Source organism: Nocardia aurea (genome assembly GCF_003123685.1).
GTDB lineage: Bacteria > Actinomycetota > Actinomycetes > Mycobacteriales > Mycobacteriaceae > Nocardia > Nocardia aurea.
In genome coordinates, this window is sequence record NZ_QCYJ01000003.1 from 1 (window position 1) to 18024 (window position 18024).

General features: G+C 64.5%; 19 protein-coding genes and 2 pseudogenes. 14 read left to right on the forward strand and 7 right to left on the reverse strand.

Translation table 11 applies throughout. The annotated features are described in order from the left end of the window. Window positions 1-108: 108 nt before the first annotated feature. The 5 genes and pseudogenes from DAT37_RS46320 to DAT37_RS00065 form a co-directional block, all read left to right on the forward strand. A pseudogene (locus DAT37_RS46320) lies at window positions 109-258 on the forward strand (TOTE conflict system archaeo-eukaryotic primase domain-containing protein); the annotation flags it as partial. 165 nt (window positions 259-423) lie between these two features. Next, window positions 424-1800, forward strand: a complete 1377-nt coding sequence (locus DAT37_RS00045; protein ID WP_408637351.1) for a DEAD/DEAH box helicase — start codon at window positions 424-426, stop codon at window positions 1798-1800. Window positions 1801-1979: 179 nt separating this feature from the next. Further along, window positions 1980-2711, forward strand: a complete 732-nt coding sequence (locus tag DAT37_RS00050) for a hypothetical protein (RefSeq protein WP_198654014.1) — start codon at window positions 1980-1982, stop codon at window positions 2709-2711. Further along, the gene (locus tag DAT37_RS44740) at window positions 2641-3060 is read left to right on the forward strand and encodes a glycosyltransferase (RefSeq protein WP_332873258.1); all 420 of its coding nucleotides are present in this window, start codon (window positions 2641-2643) and stop codon (window positions 3058-3060) included. The genes DAT37_RS00050 and DAT37_RS44740 overlap by 71 nt, the downstream gene beginning before the upstream one ends. Before the next feature lie 756 nt (window positions 3061-3816). After that, window positions 3817-4428, forward strand: coding sequence for a Uma2 family endonuclease (locus tag DAT37_RS00065; RefSeq protein WP_109522588.1), 612 nt, complete (start codon window positions 3817-3819; stop codon window positions 4426-4428). An 86-nt stretch (window positions 4429-4514) separates the two neighbouring features. Here the strand turns inward: DAT37_RS00065 and DAT37_RS00070 are convergent, their stop codons facing one another. Beyond that, window positions 4515-4862, reverse strand: a complete 348-nt coding sequence (locus tag DAT37_RS00070) for a choice-of-anchor K domain-containing protein (protein WP_109522589.1) — start codon at window positions 4860-4862, stop codon at window positions 4515-4517. A 744-nt stretch (window positions 4863-5606) separates the two neighbouring features. Here DAT37_RS00070 and DAT37_RS00080 point away from each other — a divergent pair. Next, window positions 5607-5876 (forward strand): hypothetical protein, encoded by a 270-nt coding sequence (locus DAT37_RS00080; protein ID WP_157978214.1) that lies wholly within the window; start codon window positions 5607-5609, stop codon window positions 5874-5876. Between the two features lie 419 nt (window positions 5877-6295). Here DAT37_RS00080 and DAT37_RS00085 read toward each other — a convergent pair whose 3' ends face one another. Continuing rightward, window positions 6296-6928 carry a hypothetical protein gene (locus DAT37_RS00085; protein ID WP_109522592.1) on the reverse strand — a complete coding sequence of 211 codons (633 nt, stop codon included), beginning with the start codon at window positions 6926-6928 and terminating at the stop codon, window positions 6296-6298. A 460-nt stretch (window positions 6929-7388) separates the two neighbouring features. Here DAT37_RS00085 and DAT37_RS00090 point away from each other — a divergent pair, with 460 nt between their 5' ends. After that, window positions 7389-7583, forward strand: a complete 195-nt coding sequence (locus tag DAT37_RS00090; protein WP_109522593.1) for a hypothetical protein — start codon at window positions 7389-7391, stop codon at window positions 7581-7583. After that, the gene (locus DAT37_RS00095; protein ID WP_109522594.1) at window positions 7576-7914 is read left to right on the forward strand and encodes a hypothetical protein; all 339 of its coding nucleotides are present in this window, start codon (window positions 7576-7578) and stop codon (window positions 7912-7914) included. The genes DAT37_RS00090 and DAT37_RS00095 overlap by 8 nt, the downstream gene beginning before the upstream one ends. A gap of 144 nt (window positions 7915-8058) precedes the next feature. On the opposite strand, the gene DAT37_RS00100 is transcribed toward DAT37_RS00095, so the two are convergent. Both DAT37_RS00100 and DAT37_RS00105 read right to left on the reverse strand, forming a co-directional pair. Next, the gene (locus DAT37_RS00100) at window positions 8059-8526 is read right to left on the reverse strand and encodes a DUF3558 domain-containing protein (protein ID WP_157978216.1); all 468 of its coding nucleotides are present in this window, start codon (window positions 8524-8526) and stop codon (window positions 8059-8061) included. 169 nt (window positions 8527-8695) lie between these two features. After that, window positions 8696-9928, reverse strand: a complete 1233-nt coding sequence (locus tag DAT37_RS00105) for an MBL fold metallo-hydrolase (protein WP_198654016.1) — start codon at window positions 9926-9928, stop codon at window positions 8696-8698. Window positions 9929-10051: 123 nt separating this feature from the next. On the opposite strand from DAT37_RS00105, the pseudogene DAT37_RS00110 reads away from it, so the two are divergent. After that, a pseudogene (locus tag DAT37_RS00110) lies at window positions 10052-10171 on the forward strand (universal stress protein); the annotation flags it as partial. A 25-nt stretch (window positions 10172-10196) separates the two neighbouring features. Here the strand turns inward: DAT37_RS00110 and DAT37_RS00115 are convergent. Both DAT37_RS00115 and DAT37_RS00125 read right to left on the reverse strand, forming a co-directional pair. Further along, window positions 10197-11084, reverse strand: coding sequence for a universal stress protein (locus DAT37_RS00115; RefSeq protein WP_109522596.1), 888 nt, complete (start codon window positions 11082-11084; stop codon window positions 10197-10199). Between the two features lie 372 nt (window positions 11085-11456). Beyond that, a complete protein-coding gene (locus tag DAT37_RS00125; protein WP_456320106.1) occupies window positions 11457-12140 on the reverse strand; it encodes an Rv1733c family protein in 684 nt (227 codons plus the stop codon). A gap of 339 nt (window positions 12141-12479) precedes the next feature. Here DAT37_RS00125 and DAT37_RS00130 point away from each other — a divergent pair, with 339 nt between their 5' ends. From DAT37_RS00130 to DAT37_RS46190, 5 genes are all read left to right on the forward strand, one after another. Further along, on the forward strand, window positions 12480-13010 hold the full coding sequence (locus DAT37_RS00130; RefSeq protein ID WP_109522599.1) for a DUF1269 domain-containing protein: 531 nt from the start codon (window positions 12480-12482) through the stop codon (window positions 13008-13010). A gap of 68 nt (window positions 13011-13078) precedes the next feature. Further along, window positions 13079-14389, forward strand: coding sequence for a cation:proton antiporter domain-containing protein (locus DAT37_RS00135; protein ID WP_109522600.1), 1311 nt, complete (start codon window positions 13079-13081; stop codon window positions 14387-14389). Window positions 14390-15538: 1149 nt separating this feature from the next. Continuing rightward, on the forward strand, window positions 15539-15970 hold the full coding sequence (locus DAT37_RS00140) for a DUF7144 family membrane protein (protein ID WP_232839401.1): 432 nt from the start codon (window positions 15539-15541) through the stop codon (window positions 15968-15970). A 58-nt stretch (window positions 15971-16028) separates the two neighbouring features. Next, complete coding sequence (locus DAT37_RS46185; RefSeq protein ID WP_332873254.1) at window positions 16029-16571, forward strand: glutamate-cysteine ligase family protein; 543 nt, start codon at window positions 16029-16031, stop codon at window positions 16569-16571. Next, window positions 16562-17518, forward strand: a complete 957-nt coding sequence (locus tag DAT37_RS46190) for a carboxylate-amine ligase (RefSeq protein WP_332873255.1) — start codon at window positions 16562-16564, stop codon at window positions 17516-17518. Before DAT37_RS46185 ends, DAT37_RS46190 begins: the two co-directional genes overlap by 10 nt. Window positions 17519-17630: 112 nt before the next feature. Here the strand turns inward: DAT37_RS46190 and DAT37_RS00150 are convergent, their stop codons facing one another. Continuing rightward, complete coding sequence (locus DAT37_RS00150; RefSeq protein WP_109522601.1) at window positions 17631-17855, reverse strand: hypothetical protein; 225 nt, start codon at window positions 17853-17855, stop codon at window positions 17631-17633. Window positions 17856-18024: the final 169 nt, after the last annotated feature.

Sequence of the window (18024 nt, forward strand, 5' to 3'; positions counted from 1 at the left end):
CCAGCACAACTGAAGACTGAAACCACCAACCCGACCGACCGAGGGGGTCAGAATTCAGGTGCCGGAAAGTGTCCAGGATTCGCTTGCCGTTGACACCAAGACACCCACACCGGGCGCGGATTCGGGAATTTGATCGCGGCACCGCTGGCCGGAGCACGCCGTCGTCACGGCACCACAGTGTTCCTCGATCCGGCGACGCTGGAACCGTTCACCGACCAGTGGGCCTATCTGTGCAGCATCGCACGACTGTCGCCCAAGCAAGTCGCCACGCTGGCAGGGGCACTGTCGCAACCGTCGGTCGGCCGTGACGTACGGCGCCCACGGGTGCCGACCTCGTCGGCGATCCTGCCGCGCCCGGCCCTCGTCGTCCACGCGCGCCTGGGCGCCCGCATCCAGCTCAAGGCGACCGATCTCGGACCGGCGATGATCTCCACGGTCAAACACGCCGCCTCCATCGCCAATCCGGAATTCTTCGCCCGTCAACGCGCACGAAGAAGCACCTGGGACACACTACGATTCCTGCGCAGCTACGACGAGACCCTCGACGGCGACCTCGTTTTGCCACGCGGACTGCTGCCGTTGCTGACCACTCTGATCGAATCCGCTGGAAGCCGGTTGCGTATCGAGGACGCACGCGTCACCGGCACCACCCACGCCTACTCGTGCGCAACCGAACTCCGCCACGAACAGCAGCAGGCGGTGGCAACGATCCTCGGCGCCGACACCACAGTGGTGGTGGCGCCACCGGGCACCGGCAAAACCGTGATCGCCTGCGCGGCCATCGCCGAACGTGCCACGTCCACCCTGATCATCGTCGACCGCAAAGCACTTGCCGACCAGTGGCGTGCACGGATCACCCAACATCTCGGCATCACCTGCGGGCAGATCGGCGGTGGCCGATCCAAAACCACCGGCGTCATCGACGTGGCGTTGCTGCCGACGCTGGCGCGACGCACCAACACCAACGAAATCACCGCCGGCTACGGGTTCGTCGTAGTCGACGAGTGCCATCACGTCGCGTCCTCCGCGTTCACCGAAGTTCTCAACACGATTCCCGCGAAGAACTGGCTCGGGCTCACCGCTACCCCCTACCGGCGAGACCAACTCGATGACCTGATCTTCCATCAACTCGGCTCCCACACCCACACCATCGAAGCGCCCACAGCGGGGCATCTGCCGTCACGGGATACCGAGCCGGCCCCACATCCGGTCCTGCACGTTCACCACACCGCCTTCGCCTACGACGGCGACGCCGACCCCACCCGAGGCGGGGGAATGGCCGAGATCTACCGAGCCCTCGCCAGTGATCAGGACCGCCTGACCCAGATCGTCGACGACGTCACCGCATCGCATCGTGACGGCGCCAACATCCTGGTACTGACGACCTGGATCGGACACCTCACCGCGATCGCCGAACGACTCACTTCGGCCGGCTGCGGTGAGGTGATAGTGCTTCGGGGCGGCATGGGAGCCCGTGAACGCCGAACCGCCAACGACACGATCGCGGACTACCTCGAGCAGGACCGTCCCCTGCTCATCGTGGGAACCGGCTCCTATATCGGGGAAGGGTTCGACTGTCCCGCTCTCGACACTCTCTTCTTGGCGGCACCTGTCAAGTTCAAAGGACGTCTCGTGCAGTATGTCGGCCGAATCACCCGGACCCATCCGGGCAAGACCACCGCGACCGTGCACGACTACCACGATGTTCGTACCCCGATACTTGCCCGCACACTCGAGCAACGTGCACCCGGCTACACCGACCTCGGCTTCCCGGATCCCCGAAAACAACTCGGCACATGAGCCCCTACCGGTAGTCCCGCCAGCCCGCTTCGGGCCACGAAGGCGGTCCGGGGGGCGACGGCGCGCAGGTCCGAACGGTTCAGTTTCGCATCGGCCATCGAGGTCTGCCTGTTGGTTCCAGGTAGTTATGGGTCCCGTTGGGTCGCTTACGCTGAGGTGGTGATTTCTCAGGTCTCGGTGTGGGTTCCCCTCAACGGGACGCGCAGACGGTCGGAGTGACACTGATCGGACCGGAAACCGAACCGGACACCTTCGCTCGGGATCAGCTGACGAGACGGCCGACATTGCCCGGCGACGGTGTCCCCGATGTCGTGATCGGCCACGGGCGCGTGAGCGGACCGCACGCACGCCAACTCGTCGAAGAACATTACCCCGACGCGAAGCGTTTCCAGTTCGTTCACGTCAAGCCTGATCAGCTCGAATTCGAGAAGGAGCCCGGGAATCTCGACCCGACTGCGCTGGCCGAGCAGCGAACCGCAGCCGAGATCGGACTGGCCCAGGGCGCGTTCTGTGCCGTGGCCGTCGGGCCCGTGCTGTTCGACTGGCTGAACTTGTATATCGACGCCGACAAGACCGGACAATCGCTGCTGAGACTGGATCCCGGCTTCGACATCACCGAGGGTGAGGAACGGATCTACCGGAACAACCATCTTGCGCAAGTCCTGATCGCAGGGCGCCTCACCTCGAACGACGCACCGGTCAAGGGATTGGCCGACATCGCGGCACGGTCGCTGGGTTTGCACTCCGCGAGTTGTTGGACTCAGACGATCACGAGATCCAACTGGTGGTACGCGGCGTTACGGAACACGAAGGATCCACTGTCCGGCAGCGTGTACGCGAATGGGCCGGCATCCCGGGTCTTCGTGTCCTTCCCGTGTCTACTCACCAGCAGTCGAGACCTTCCAGGCTGATCTCCACCGCGCGGTACTGCTGCTGATGCCCTCACGCGCCGAAGGGTTCGGGCTGGTCGGCCTGGAAGCGATCGTCGCGGGAACACTCGTGCTCGTCAGCAAATCCAGCGGTCTGGGCATGTTGCCGAACGAAGTGTTGCCCAAGACGTTGGCGGGTCAGGTGACAGTGCCCGTCACCGACGACCCCGACAAGGATCGCATTCGATGGGGTCACGCCATCGCATCGGTACTGGGCCACCCGGATGCGGCATTCGCTACAGCACAAACGATCCGAAAGGCCATGGCGACCAGCCGGACCTGGTCGGCGGCGGCCGAACAGCTCCTGACCGTCGCAGCTGCTCGTCTCTGACCGACATCCATGGTGGCTGATGTCGTTGACCACCCCCTCGGCGACCAGGAAATCGGCCAACTTGGCAAGACTCCAGGTCGAGAACGGCAGACCATGTTCGGTCGGGGGTGGATTTGGCGATCTTCTTCACTTCACGCCGCTCGGCCAGGGTGAACGTCTTCGTCCGTCCGCCTTTGAATTTCGGATACAACGACGCGAATCCGTCGGTGTTGAAGTTGTGCACCACGTCCCCGGTCCGGGCTGGTGAAACTCAACTCCGCGATCCCGGCCACCGGCACACCCTGGCCCGACAACAACACCATCTGCGCACGCCGCCAGGTCATCACCGACCCGGTACCCCGACGGACGATTCGCAACAGCCTGCGGCCCTCGTCATCATCGAGCTCATGGACACGGACACGTTCTGCCACCCCGACAGCCTGAACCCACCACCCGCCCACGCCGGGATTTCCATCGGTGCGTCACCCACCGAACAGGACAAACATTCGCGGTTGCGGCATTAGCCTGGCTGGATGAGGCATCGTCCACACGCAGCGAGGTTCCGGTGTTCGTGGTCCTGCACCACCCGCCTGTCGCGTGGGGATCCCGTTCCTGGACGGGGATGCGGTTAGCCGACGGAGCAGCACTGGCCGAGGTCCTCTCCGGCCACTCGAACGATGAAGCCGGTTTTCGGGCGATTCGCCAAGCAAAGCGACCACTGTCTGCTCTGTCGGGTGCCGTAGGCTCGAGCAGTCGAAACACCATGAGGAGCTGACCGTGACGGTATCGAATCCCGACGCGCATCCCCGAATCACCGCCGAAGAGTTCCTGGCGACCGAGCCCGACTCATTCAGCAGCACATTCGGCGACGTCGAGATCATCGACGGCGCCGTGGTGCGGCTGATGGCCCAAAGCGAGGCTCACAGCCGCGTCGTGCGCCGACTCGGGGCCGCGCTGGAAGATGCTCGCGATCCCGCGGGGCCGTGCCTTCGTGTCGGATCCGATGTCGCGGTCCGTTTCGCCGACGCCGACGATCGCCGAACCGATCACCGGCTCAATGTCCGCTACCCCGACATCTTCGTTCGTGATTGCGAACCGTACGACGTCAACACTGTCCGCGACCACATTGCCCTCATCGTCGAAGTCGTCTCCAAAAGCACTGTCGACACCGACACCAGCGAGAAACACACGCTCTACGCGCGCACCGGAATACCCGCCTATCTGATCGTCCACTTCGACAAGAGCTGGGAAATCATCGACCGGATCGAGGAATATCGCCTCGACTGGTCCGGACTGCGATACATGCCCCACAAAGTCCATCGCACTGCTCTAGTCCTCGACACACCGGTCACACTCGCCATCACCTTTGACGCACTCCATCGTCCCTGACAACCAGCCACACGGAATGGCGACTGCCGCGTTCACCCTTGAGCGGGCGTAAGGGACGTTCGGTCTCGATGTGGTTCCGCTGAGGGTCAAGTCGGGCGGGTTGCGCGTGGTAGGCAGTGTTCCGGGGCAGCTGCACGCGTGGGCGCGCACGCACAACGGCGCGTGGATCGGGCTTGCGTCGTTTGTCTGTGTGTCAGGTGGATTCGACGGTTGTAGTGGGTGAAGATGCCAAGCCGGAAGTTCTGGCCGTCGAGGCGCGCTTCGACATCGGTCAGGCCGGTGAAGTCATAGCTGCTCTTCTCTTCGTCCTGGCCCCATCTGATACTCGACTTGATGCCGGAGCTCGACTTGGCGCCTGCCTCGCCCAATCCGTGGAACTCGCTCGGGTCCACGCTGATGCGTGTCCAGATCCCCTTGGTATCGACTTTTCCCATGACTGATGTACCCCCTTGATTCCCTGCCGACCGACAAATCCGCCGATCTACCGCGAGCCCCATCATTCCGCACCGAGCGCGGCTTGTCATCGAAATCGATTGCGCAACAAGCGACTCTGAGAACAAGTAGGTCGTCACACTCAGGGGTCGGCGACCCCGCTGTACCCGGGGGACCGCACCGATCGGCGGACTCGACTATTCGGCGGAGAGTGTTCGGCCCGGCGATCTTCTCCCGCGCGACGGTCTCCGCCTTCACCGCAGGACTGTTGTCCCAGCAGATGCTGGTCGCGCCCTCGACCGGCGCAGCCCGTGGCGGGCGCAGGCTCGTACGGTCAGTCCCGGCCAGCAGTGTCACCGCCGTTCGGCCGCTGTTGCCTATGTCGCGCTGCTGCGGTGGCAGCAGCATCCGGGAGCGGGAGCGGATCGCCCCGTCGGTGCGACCGAACTCCGCGGTCAGCTCCAGCGCGTTCTTGCCCACGCGGACTCTTTCGACGAGGCGGCGGCACTCCGCGGTCAGCCATGGCTGACCCCCGCGTTCCGTGGCCGCCCGCTCCGAAGCGCAGGTTTCGGTCATCTCTGGGCCCTCCCTGTTCCCGTATGGGCCTTACCATTTTCGGCCCGACTGGCGTGTCCGGGAGCGAGCCCGACATCCCGAGTGCGCGAAAACCACACTCCCCGGGATGAATTCAACGATGCCGTTCGGTCGAACAGGCGAACCCCGGTCCGGCAATGGAAAGGATCCCCATGGGTACCGATCGAGCGGGGTTGCGTCGGTCAAGTATTCGACTGACCGACGCCCAGGTCACGGCGGGTGCGGCGCAGCCCACGCCGGTCGACCACGAACGCTCGCGGGTCCTGGCGCGCACCACCTCGACCCGTGACATGGGCAACCACCTGCCCGCGGCCCTGCGCCACGACATCGGGGCTTGGCTGACCGAACTGTCCGCCGCGGCGTTCGCGGCGCTCCCAGGTCATCCTCACCGACAGCGAACACCTACCTCAACCGCAAATTGATGCCCGAACCGGCGCCGATCACCGCCGACAAACCGATCTGGGAATGGCGCGTGATCGAGCAGTGGCACTGCGCGCGACGTGGGCAAGGTTGGGCCGCGGTCACCACCGCAGATCTCACCGGTCATCGTCGATAGATCTCGTCGCCGATCAGATCCGCAGAATGCCGGTTGGGCACGTCACCCGCTGACCGGTACTTTGTGGCCTTCGGCTTCCGATTTCGATCATGCGGCGGCGGTAGACCGATTCCTCCTCGGCGTGGCTGATGGCATCCACACACGCGGGTCGTTTTGCGCCGTGCGCTCTGGCGGCCGCGGTGGTCGGGGGATGGAACAGGGAAGTACCTGTCCCGCCCGGCGACCGGGGTACAGCTGAGCGGGGCTGCGCTGGACGCGTTCGTTCCGCGCACGACCTGGGGATTGTCAGGCGATGAGGGAGGGGCGGGTTCTGGCGAACCATCCGTCGGGTTCGATAGCGGGCGGGGTCGTCGGTTGGGGAGTTGATGGTGTGTCCGGTTGCTGCGGCCACAGCACCGTCGACGTTGCGGCGCCGTGGCGGATCGCGTCGGTGTCGAGCTCGATCCGGTGTTCGGCTATCTGTTGGGCGGGCCAGGTACCGATGACCGACAGCCGTCCCGGGGGAGGAAGCGGGGTGAGGTAGTAGTTGGCTGTGGCGAGCAGTGTGCTCCCGCCGCTGGCGGAGGCCATCAGTGTCGGAGTGTCAGGGTCGGTGGGGTCGCCTGGCCAGTTGGTGACGGTGCGGCCGTCGGCGAATTCGAGACCGATGAGGAATTGGTCCTTGGTTCCGCCGGGGTAGCCCGCGAAGGCACTGAGGGCGGTGCAGCGAGCGCCGGGGCGGCTGTGGAGCTGGAAGTGTAGTTCCACGCCGTGCCGGTAGGCGCGGGCCCCTGCTATCGCGACCGCGATGTCGTCGGTTCGCAACAGGATCGCCTGCACGGCAACCGCGGTAGGGATTTCGTTGGTTGGTCGAAGTTGCGTCTGATGCTCGGGAATCGTCTGTTGTGGTTGCTGTTCGGTCAGCACCGATTCACCCATCTCGGGCACTCCTGTCATCGAAAGTCGTTTTGCGAGCGCGGACCCTCCGGCCGGGCGGGATTTGAACAATAGAGATTGGTACCGACAGTTCAGGACCGATGTGTCCAGGTGCGGTGTTGCGGGACAACGAATCCGTCGGCGAGATCGGCCGCTGTCTGGTCGCCGTAGGCTGCTCATTCGTTGATCCGCCGGTACAACCCACGGTTTCGGTTGGTGGGTGCTGTCGGCGAGTGTCGAACCCGAGGCACGTGGGTCGTGGTCGACCAAGAGTTTCTGTAGGTGAGCTGGAACATCTGTGCGGTTCCTGGTCAGCCCGGGACAGATCGGGTAGTCTGTGGGTAGTCTGAGGGGTGTGGCGATCGAATGGTACTGGGCGCTCGCGTAGTTGTTGGCCCGATCAGGCGTTGATCCGGACGACGTATTCGACCTGGTGAATGTGTGGCTAGCTGGTCGGCAGCGGGTGTGGTTGCGGACTGCCGGTGACCCGGTCACGGGACTGAGTTCGCTGGTGGTCTGGGGCCGTGCCGACGACGGGACCCCTTTGGTGGTCTACGCACGGCGTCTCGGTCGCGACATCGAGGTGTACAACGCCGAGTACCTGACCGCCGATCAGGTCGAAGACTTCGAGAAGTGGGAGGCGACCCGCAATGACTGATCCGTTCGAGAATATGAGCCCCGCCGAGGTCGCGGCGATGGCCAAGCGTCTCGAGTTTACCGATGAACCCGTCGACCCACCGATTCGGACCGGCCCGGACACCGACCCTGTCCTGATCCCGCGTTCGGTGAAAATGACCTATGACCTCGACAAAGCGTGTAAGCGTCGCGCCGCTGAGTTGGGCTTGTCGCAGTCGGCGTACATACGCTCGCTGATCGAACGCGATGTCGCCGAAGGCAAAGCGGGTGAGCAACGACCGGCGTGGGTGCGTGACCTGCTCGGGGTGATCGCTCGCCGCGAGCACGAGGACGAGCACCGCCAAGCATCCTGAGGCAGCGGTCTGCGGTGGCAGCAGGATAACGAGGCCCGAGCTGCTGGGCGCTGGCGTGGATGCCGTTTCGGAACAGGATCGGCAAGATCACAGCGTGGATCTCGATGGCTGTTGCTGCCGATGTGGATCCTTTCTTCGGATAGGTCATTTCGGTAAGTGTGGTTCGAGTGCCCGTGCGAAATGTTGTGCGATCTGGCATGGCTCGCCGATTCGTGTGCCTTCGTCGCTGAGCCATCCGGCGTTGACTTCGAACATGCCTTGTTGGGCGTCGAAGGACACGTAGCAGGTCCCTGGGTCGAATCGTTCGTTGGACACCAGGCCTTGGCGCTTGTTGACCCGGGTGTGGCCGAGGATGACCACGTTCTCCTTCGTGCGTAGTTCGTAGAGGGTGTGGCTGGTGGAGAACAGGGTCACGACCAGTTTGGCGGATCCGTGCTGGCGAACATCGAGAGGTCGCCAGTTGCAGACCCGCCACGACGCGGGACCTTCCGGTGCGTCGGTGACAACATGTCTGGTCGCCGGGTCCAGACCAGCTGATCGCAGGGCCTCGTCGAAGTCTTCTCCCCGGCACGGGTTGAACACGACGATCTGGTCGATGTCCCTGGCCGCCACTACTGCTTTCCCGGCCACGATGTTCGTGCAGCTGGGCAGCAGGAAAGACGCAGCAACAAAGACGATCAAACTGCTTCTACCCCAACGCATTCAAAATGCTTCCCCCCATCAGGGCGGTCTCCCGCCATGTCGAGCCAGAAGACTACCGCAGACCTGTTCGGCGGTGAGGTCAGTGCGTGACCGGAATCCATCGAGCGATGCCGTCCTGGTCGGCGACGGTGCCGAACTGGCGGTCGGCGAAGTGACCTCCGAAGCCCAGTGTCGCGGGCTGCTGGAGTTCCCGGATGAGCCGGTGTCTGGTCTCGACGGCTTGTGCGCGGTCGTGGTCGACGGCGCAGACCAGGTCGGGGTGGGTGATCTGTAGGTCGGAGTGCATGGCGTCGCCGAGCACGATCAGGCGTTCACCGCCGGAGACGATGTCGTAGCCGAGGTGGCCCAGGGTGTGTCCGGGCAGCGAGAACGCCCGCACTCCCGGGAAGATCTCATCACCGGGGTCGACGGTGACGACCTGGTCGGCGAAGGGTTCGAGCATCGCGGCCAGTGTGCCTTGGTCGTGGGCGAGGTCGTGTCGGTCCCAGTCGGGTGTGGAGACGGCGACTTGCGCGTCGATCAGTGGTGGTGTGTTCATTCCGGGTGGGGTTTGCCAGAGTAGGCCGAGGTGGTCGGCGTGTAGGTGGGTGATCGCGACGGTGTCGATGCTGTTCGGGTCGACACCGAGGGCGTTCAGGTTGGCCAGCATCGCGCCGCCTTGAAGGGCACCGAACTCCGTTTCGACTTCGGTCAACCCGAACGGTTGCCCGAATCCCGCGTCGATCAGCATCGCCCGGTCTCGGTGTTGGATGAGCAGTCCGCCGACGCTGGCGGTGAGAGACCCGTCGGTGAGGTAGTCGCTGTTGTCGGTCCAGAACTCTTCGGTGCTGTCGGGGAACCACTTTCGGGCATCCAATGGCGTGTGCCCGTCGGGGATGTAGGTGACTGTCAGATCACCGACTCGTGTGCTGCGCAGAGGCGCGGGGGTGAGCAGACGTCGGTCGCCGAGGACAGTCATGTGGGGGTCTCCGTCTGGGAACAACTCAGCGTTCCCGTCGTTGCAGGACCGGCCGTGAGGCGACCGGATCTTGTTGGTCGGGGTGGAGAAGGACCCGGTGGGTGTCGATCGGGGTTGCCGGGCCGAACCAGGTCCTCCGGCGGTCATGGCGCGGACGGCGAAGTGGTAGCCGCTGTGGTGGTACGTGTCGCCGGGCTCGCTCGCGCGTTCGCGGATCTCGTGGATGACCTGCTCGAGCGCCGAGGCCAAGGAGCCGATCGCCTTGCGGCCTGCGGTCTCCAGCCCGGCGCGCAGCTGCTCGCGGTCGGCGTCCAGCAACTCGAGCACCGGTCGGACAGGGCCGACCTCGCGCACGATGTCGTCGTAGGGCCGGGGTTCCAGAAATTTGGTCGCGCTGCTCGGATCGAATCCGCGATACAGCCCCTCGGGACCGCCTTCGCGATGTCATCCCTGATTGCGCGAGTCCACCAGCCGGTACAACTGATTGTCGTCGGTGACCGTGGTCGCGATAGCTTCGCAGGTCTGTTGCTCGGCTCCACCAGCAACTTCCTCGTTCAGCACGCTCACTGTCCCGTTATGGTCACGCACGCGAGATGAACGGCCGGTGTCGCCACCGGACCTGTCAGCCGTTGTCGCGGCAGATCAAGGTCGGGCAGGGCGCGTGGTGTAGCAGGTTCTGGCTGGTCGATCCGACGAACAATCCGGTGACACGGTTGTGACCGTGGCTTCCGGTCACGACCAGTTGAGCGTCCGCGGCGTGTTCGAGCAGCGTTTCGGCGGTCGGCCCCTTCTGGAGGATCCGGGTCACCTCCACGTCCGGGTACCTGTCGGCCCAGCCCGAGAGGCGCTCACCGAGCAGTTCTTCTTCTTGCTGAGCCAGCACATCCCAACTGTCGGCCACCGGTGTCCACTGCAACAGGTCCGGGTCGTTCCAGACGTGCAACGCGACGATAGCCACCCCGAGCAACGCGGCCATTTCGAAGGCGTGCCCGATCGCTGCGTCACCGTCGGGGCTGCCATCCACGCCGACGAGGATCGGTCGCTCGTCGGGCAGCGGATGTGCCCGGTTCCCACGCCACACCGCGACCGGGCAGCCCGCCTTGTTGGCCACGCGTAGCGCGGTCGAGCCCAGCAGCACTGTGCTGAGTCGGTCGTCGGTACCGGCCGCGACGACAAGCAGTTGTGCCGACTCGCCCGCGGCGATCAATTCCCGCGGCGGGAACCCTTCCACCACCTGCTCGACGACCCGCGACCGCGGGAAATCCTCGCGCACCACATCCGCGACCTCGGCCACCTTCTCCTTCGCCGCTTCGCGCAGTCGCGGCAAGAGATCTGCTTCGGCCCGTGTGGCTGCGGTGAGCCGGTGGTCCGGGGTCGACACCACCGCGAGGAGTTCGAGCGGCACCTGACGGTGGGCGGCGATCGCGGCCGCCCACCGCGCGGCGGCCAGGGACGCGCGACTCCTGTTGATACCCACGACGATCGACTGATGGTTGGCCGGGGTGGTCATATCGTCTCCGCTCGAATGTCGGCTGCGGGAATTCGGCGCGCGACTCGACTATTCCTCTCCGCGTGCCCGAAGACGACACGGCACGCCGACCCGGGACATGGGACTTCCCGGCTGCGGATACAGCGCACGATCCACCTATACGGTGACTGCGGGTTCACCGACCCTCCGGCGCTGGATCGGACCCGATCGAGCCGCGCGGGGCCGCGGCGTCCGGCTCGGCCTGCACGTCGCGGGCATGCCGTAGCAACTGTCCGACGCCTGCTCGATACCGGTGACGATCGTGGCGATGTCGGGCGTGCTGTCGTAGTCGCCGGGACTTACGGAGTTATCTTCGTGGCCTGTCCGGCACCGGCGATTCGCACTCATCGCAGTTCAACGGTCCTCGCGCCCGCAGCTGTCGATCTGCCGCCACTCGGTTTCCCACCGAATTCCGTTTCGCCGCTGAAACCAACGCCGTGTACATTCCACCACGCAGAATCCGCCGACGAGGGTCACTGCGAACACGATGACAGCGACTGCTACACCCGTCATCGCGGCGGCATCCGAGCTGCGAGGGGCGTCACTCGGCGCGCCGTCGGCATCGACCCACAGGCTGAGGTGATCCCCCTTCTCGGCTGAAGGCGGGACCGGCACGATCGCGTCCCGTGCTCGATCGTGCGCCTGCCATCGCAGGCTCGCTTGCCGGATATCACCGAGGATCTGCTCGGGCTCGGCGATTATCACCGCGTCGACGTTGGTTCGGCTGGTGTGTTCGATTCGGATCGACGCTGCTTCGGCCGAGTACGCGGCGGTTCCGAGTGCGCCGGCCACCGGCACGGAGAACAGGGCCGCCAATACCGCGAGAATCAGCGTCACGCCTTCGATCCGGTCCGATCTGCGCATCAGCTGATTCTGATTCCACGGCCTGAGTTGCCAATGGCGCGCCTGTCGGGACCACCACCGATGGAACGGGACAGCGTGACACTCGACATCGTCGGTCTCCTGCCTGGGCGGGCATGTCGGCTTCGTTCCGAGCATCGTCCGGTCCGTGTCACTCCTGGAAGAGACCAATGTCATCCAGCCCGTGGACTCAGGGCATCAGCACAGGAATGCACAGGGACAGAGTCGGGTCGGCGGCAACCGCCACGGGTCGACATACCGGTACAGCGAATCGTCGGCCTTCTCGGCCTTCAGCTGAGCGCAAGCGGTATCACCTGTTTCGGGGGATGTATTCGAATCCACGGGTGCCGAGGCTGAAAGGCGGACGATCCTCGACGGTGCCGACTCGACCGGGCGCGCAGGCACGGATATCGTGCACGGCCCGAATGCTACGGCGGCGAGCAGCGTCGGCCGGGGCATCGACTCGACCGAAACTCATCGATCCACCTGCGTCGACCCAACTCATCGGAGGAACTCATGGCTATGGATACATTCGCCCTGCTGGCTGCGGTCTACGACTCGCGCGACGATGCGCTCGCCGACTACGACGCCGTGCGCAGGCTCTATGTCGAGGCAGATTTGGTCGATACCTACGATGCGGCCGTCATCAGCAAGACCGATAAGGGCAAGGTCGAGATCGTCAAGAAGCACGAGCAGCCGACCCGCCAAGGCGCGTGGGGCGGGCTCGGCATCGGACTGGTCGGCGGTGCGTTGGTGGCGCTGTTCCCTGCTGTCGGAATCGGGGCCGGACTGTTGGTGGGTGGTCTCGGAGGTGCCGGGCTCGGAGCCCTCGGCGGACACGTCGTGGCCGGGATGAGCCGATCCGATCTCAAAGAGGTGGGCGAACTGCTCGACGAGGGAGACACCGGACTCGTCGTCATCGCCGCGATGGACCTCGAGGCGCGAGTCGAGAAGACGCTGGATCGGGCCTCGAAGGTGACCAAGAAGCAACTACGGGCCGACACCGAGCAGGTCGGTAAGGAGATCGAAGAGGCGTCCAAGGTCTGAACGATCGCGCCGCCTTTCACGGCGGACGCAGGGATAGAGATGCCCCGACATCAGCGGGACGAGGAGTCATGAGCGAGCACCAGGACAGCATCGGATCCGCGATTCCCCTGCTGCTCGTGAGCGCGGTGTTCGTCTACTCGATCCTGTCCGGGTGGCTCGATCGAGCGCGGGTGAGTGCGCCGATGGTGTTCGTGGCTTTCGGGGTGCTGATCGGTGAGTCCGGTTTCGGACTCGTTCGGGTCGATCCGGGTGCACACTGGTTGCTGACGGCGGCCGAGTTGACCCTTGCGCTGTTGCTGTTCTCGGATGCTTCGCATCTTCGGTTGCGTGATGTCGAGGGCGATTCGGGGCCGCCGGCCCGGCTGCTGCTGATCGGATTGCCGCTCACTCTCGCCGCGGGGACCCTGCTCGCGTTCTGGTTGTTCCCCGAGCACGGATGGGTGGTTGCGGCATTGCTGGCGGCGTTGCTGGCACCGACCGACGCGGCGCTGGGCGCGGTCGTGGTCAGTGACATCCGAGTGCCCGGGCGGATTCGCCGAATGCTGAACGTGGAAAGCGGACTCAACGACGGTCTGGCGACACCGGTGGTCACCGTACTGATCACGGTGGTCGCCTCCGAGGCGGGACTTCTGGGGGACCGGAGCTGGCTGGGTGAGGCGGCGTGGGGGTTGGCGGCCGCGGTCGTGGCGGCCGTGGTTGTCGGTGGCGGCGGTGGTTGGGTGCTGCGCTGGTGCCGGGGCCGTGGGTGGACCTCGCCGTTTTCCGAGCAGGTGGTGGTGCTCACCTTGGCGCTGCTGAGTTATCTGGCCGCCGTCGCGGTCCACGGCAACGGGTTCGTGGCCGCGTTCCTGGGCGGGATGATTTTCGGATTCGTTGCGCGAACCGAGATGCCGGCCGGAACCGAGTTCACCGAGACGGCGGGGTTGCTGGCGTCCTATGTCGTGTGGATGGCGTTCGGGGCGGCGATGGTCGGGCCCGCGCTCGCCGACACCACCGTGCGTACGACGGTGATGGCGGTCGCTGCCTTGACAGTGATCCGGATGGTTCCGGTCGCGGTGGCGATGACCGGCCGCCACTGGGGTCGGCCGACGATTCTGTTCGTCGGATGGTTCGGCCCACGCGGGCTGGCCACGGTGATCTTCACGATCATCGCGCTGCAGGAGCTGGGGTCGACTTCGGTCTCCGAACAGCTGGTGGAGGTCGCATCGATCACGGTGGTGCTGTCGATCCTCGCGCACGGGCTCAGCGCCTCCCCATTGGCCAAGCGGTACGGGCGCTGGGCGGGGACACTGCCCGACAACGCCCCCGAGCGGGTATCGGTGCCCTCGGCGTCGACCCGACGGGTGATGCTACACACCGACCCCCGCGATACGGCCTGAACATCTCTAGCGAATCGGGCGCTTCCGGTTCCGACGCGAACTCGCCGGATCGGTCGGCGCGGATTCCCGCCGGATGCCCACATCGTTCGTCCGTTGACCCGGGGGGACGTCCCCGCGTGCTACAGACACCCCCCATGCGGGAGTCTGTGCGGCCCGGTATCTTCCACGCACAGTGTCGCGGATCATGAGAGAGGTCGTGGCATCGGAGACTGTGGGTGGCGACGGCGTGGTCCGGCCCGTTCGGGCGTCGTGGGAGCCCACCTGTGCGGGGTTGCAGGCGCCGCTGAGGTCCACCACGGGCCACGGTGGACCTCGGCGCTTCGAACCTGGCGTATTTCGTGCCGACCTCGCGAGCGGAATTTCGACATGCCGGGTCGGCCGAGAAGATCTTCGTCCACCTTCGGCACCGATGGCGGGGCCCTGATTCCGATCGCCGTACTCACAGGCGTCACCTCGGCCGCTATCGAATTGGATATACCTACGCAGCCTCGCGGGATTGATCACGGTGGCGCTGCGTCAATAATGCGCCATTCCATATAGACTTTCTATCTGATCTCACATCGGATGAGACTTTTACGCTAATTCGATTCGACGGCCAGCCGGCAATTCTATAACAGGCAAATCCCGATCCGCTACCCTTGGGTTACTGATTCGATACGACATCGTGGCAGTGAGGGCCTTTCCGGCGCATAAGCTCGCAGTTGTTCGATGTGAACTCGTCGAACACGGGCGGACAGCCGACTTGACTGCGCCGCTTCGCACCGCAGGGGGCGGCGAGCTTCTTTCGATGTCGCACGAAGCGCGCCGCCCCGATCGGCATTCGCGCCGTGATCGCCCTTCAGTCGCGGCGGGAGGCTATTCGCGATTCCATGCATACCCCTTAAAGAGGATTTTTCCGGTAAACTTCTCGCTATACGAGAATCGACAGTCAACGATCTGAAGGAATAGGTTTCCGTATCGGAAGTGGCACGGTAGTGAGAAATCGCTTCGCGGGTCCTTGCTTATTATCGGCAGCGACTTTCGGTACCGGTGGACACGATCGACATGGTTGTACATCGACGTCCTGTACTGGACGACCGGATCGAATGAGGGAAGATGCGTCGCACATTCTCCCGTGAACAGGTGCCCAGTATCGCCGAGGAGTCGAACATGACCGACCATATGTCCGCTGTCAATAATGCCGCGCCCGAAGAAGAGCCCTTCCAGCAGCAGAGCGTCGCGGCGGGGATTTCCATCGCGGCCGGTTGTACGCTGGTCGTCCTGGCGGTGGTGTCCATCCTGCAGGGGATCTCGGCGCTGGTCGACGACGAGTTCTACGTCGCCGGGATCGACTACGTCTACGAGTTCGATGCGACCACGTGGGGCTGGGTCCATCTGGTGCTCGGTGTGCTGGCATTGCTCTGTGCGTTCGGGGTGGTGTTCGGAACCACTTGGGGTCGGTACTCGACGTTAGGGATCGCCTCGTTGGTGATTCTCGCGAACTTCTTGTCTCTGCCGTATTACCCGGCGTGGTCGATCGTGATCATCGCGTCGAGTGTCGTGGTCATCTGGGCGGTCACGACCTGGCAACCCGAACGCTGAAGTCGGAGCGGAGAACATGTCGGGTCTTCATCCATTGGCGAGCGAGATGTCCGAGCCGATGAGCGGGCAAGTGGTGGACGAATCCGACCATCGGGCGGCGGTGGCGTCCACGGTGTCGATCGAACCGTGTGATCCGTTACAGGGGAACCGTATCCGTCCGTTCACACTCGGTGTCGAGGAAGAGTTCGTCCTGGTTGATCCTGCCACCGGTCTGCCCTCGCTCACCAATACCACCGTCGCGGCGGATGCCTCGGATGTCGAACTGCAACTGGAACTTTCGCGCTGCCAGATCGAAACATGTACTCCGGTCTGCGACAGTATCCCCGCAGTGCGACGTGAACTCCGCCGGTCACGACTGGCGGCCACACGAGCCGCGGCACGGTCGGGTTCGCGTCCACTGGCGGTAGGGGTCCCGATCTGGGGGCCGCCGAGCGGGTCCATGACCGACACGCCGAGATACCAGCAGATGTCCAAGCGTTTCGGTCATCTGGCCGAGCAGGTCATCTGCGGATGCCACGTCCATGTCTGCGTCCCCGACCGCGATCTCGCGGTACAGGTCAGCATCACCTGCGCCCGTGGCTGCCCGCGCTCTTGGCGCTGACGGCGAACTCGCCCATCATCGACGGTGTCGACACCGGACACGCCAGCTGGCGCCACCTGTTGTGGGCGCGGTGGCCCAGCGCCGGACCACCGCCGTATCTGCGGTCGGCAGCCCATTACGACGATGTGGTCGCGAAACTCGTCGAGGACGGGCAGATTCTCGACGCCGCGATGGTCTATTGGGATGTGCGATTGTCCGCCCATCTGCCAACAGTCGAGATCCGGATCAGCGACGTACCAGCGACCATCGAGGAAACCGCCCTGTTCGCGAGCCTGGTCCGCGCACTCGTGATCACCGCCGTGGCCGACATCGACAACGGGCGACTCGCCGTTCCCATAGACCAAGCTCGCCTGCGCTGGGAATGCCGCGCCGCTGCCCGCGACGGCCTGTCCAGTCCGCATTTCCGACGCACGACCAGGAAACATCCGGTACCGGGCACCAGCTCCATCGCCGAGTTGCTCTCTCACATCCGTCCCACACTCGAAGAATCCGGCGACTACGAATTCACCCGCGATGGGCTGGCGAGGGTCCTGCGTGAGGGAAACGGTGCCGTCCGACAACGCGACGCGCTACGGAACGGCGGGCCCGAGAACGTCGTCGAATTGCTCTCGCGCCTGACTCTGCAGGGCTGCGGTGACGGCGGCGGCAACCCCGCTCGTGCCACGACGAATCGTCGCGGACAAGCAGACGAGAAGTCGACACCCGACGAGCGGGAACTACTTCAGGTCGAACACGTCATCCAACGCCTGATTTCTCGATACCCCTCGGTCGCGCCCACAGAGATCGAACTCGTCGTGCGTGCCATTCACCGACGTTTCGCCGATGTCCCAGTCCACGATTTCGTGCCACTTCTCATCGAGAAGGCCGCCGGGCGAGCCATCGGTGACCGCACGACCGGACCGAGCGATTCCGCGCGTAGCGGCCCCGACACGCTCATGACGACATGAAAGGAGCGGCGGCCTTGGTTGACCGGGGGCTGATTCTGTGTCGAGTCGGCGCGCGGTCGCATAGCCCGGCCAGGCGCGAGGTTGAGGTGCGTGACAGATTCCGAGGCACGAATCAGATCTCCTCGCAGAACACCCTGGACTTGTAGGTGACTCGCCACCGCGTCACCCCGGGACTGCGCGGTTCCGCCGGATCCAGTCGAAACTCGATCTCCCTCGGCCAGTCGCCGGATTCGGCCAGTTCACTGGCTACTCGGTGGCGGATGTAGGCGTAGAGATCGTTGGGGTGCATTCCGGTCGGTACCAGAACGTCCGTGCTGCCGGCGCAAGGGTCGGTCACACCTCGATCTTCGGGGGTAATCGACTATTTGCTCGGGCGACACACCTGATCCCGAGGTGGCTGCGATCGAATGATTACCCATCGGTCCGATTCTCACCTCGGATGGGTGAAGAATCCGGGGGCGTCCCGAGCCTAGCGTCGAGGTGTCGAACGACACCCTTTCTTTTGT

What these genes read in the sequence shown, in the direction of transcription:
- DAT37_RS00095 (WP_109522594.1), top strand. Translation starts at nt 7,576, where the DNA reads ATGACTGATCCGTTCGAGAATATGAGCCCCGCCGAGGTCGCGGCGATG.
- DAT37_RS00080 (WP_157978214.1), top strand. Translation starts at nt 5,607, where the DNA reads ATGGGTACCGATCGAGCGGGGTTGCGTCGGTCAAGTATTCGACTGACC.
- DAT37_RS00130 (WP_109522599.1), top strand. Translation starts at nt 12,480, where the DNA reads ATGGCTATGGATACATTCGCCCTGCTGGCTGCGGTCTACGACTCGCGC.
- DAT37_RS00140 (WP_232839401.1), top strand. Translation starts at nt 15,539, where the DNA reads ATGACCGACCATATGTCCGCTGTCAATAATGCCGCGCCCGAAGAAGAG.
- DAT37_RS00085 (WP_109522592.1), bottom strand. Translation starts at nt 6,928, where the DNA reads ATGGGTGAATCGGTGCTGACCGAACAGCAACCACAACAGACGATTCCC.
- DAT37_RS44740 (WP_332873258.1), top strand. Translation starts at nt 2,641, where the DNA reads ATGGGCCGGCATCCCGGGTCTTCGTGTCCTTCCCGTGTCTACTCACCA.
- DAT37_RS46185 (WP_332873254.1), top strand. Translation starts at nt 16,029, where the DNA reads ATGAGCGGGCAAGTGGTGGACGAATCCGACCATCGGGCGGCGGTGGCG.
- DAT37_RS00125 (WP_456320106.1), bottom strand. Translation starts at nt 12,140, where the DNA reads ATGACATTGGTCTCTTCCAGGAGTGACACGGACCGGACGATGCTCGGA.
- DAT37_RS00070 (WP_109522589.1), bottom strand. Translation starts at nt 4,862, where the DNA reads ATGGGAAAAGTCGATACCAAGGGGATCTGGACACGCATCAGCGTGGAC.
- DAT37_RS00115 (WP_109522596.1), bottom strand. Translation starts at nt 11,084, where the DNA reads ATGACCACCCCGGCCAACCATCAGTCGATCGTCGTGGGTATCAACAGG.
- DAT37_RS00135 (WP_109522600.1), top strand. Translation starts at nt 13,079, where the DNA reads ATGAGCGAGCACCAGGACAGCATCGGATCCGCGATTCCCCTGCTGCTC.
- DAT37_RS00045 (WP_408637351.1), top strand. Translation starts at nt 424, where the DNA reads ATGATCTCCACGGTCAAACACGCCGCCTCCATCGCCAATCCGGAATTC.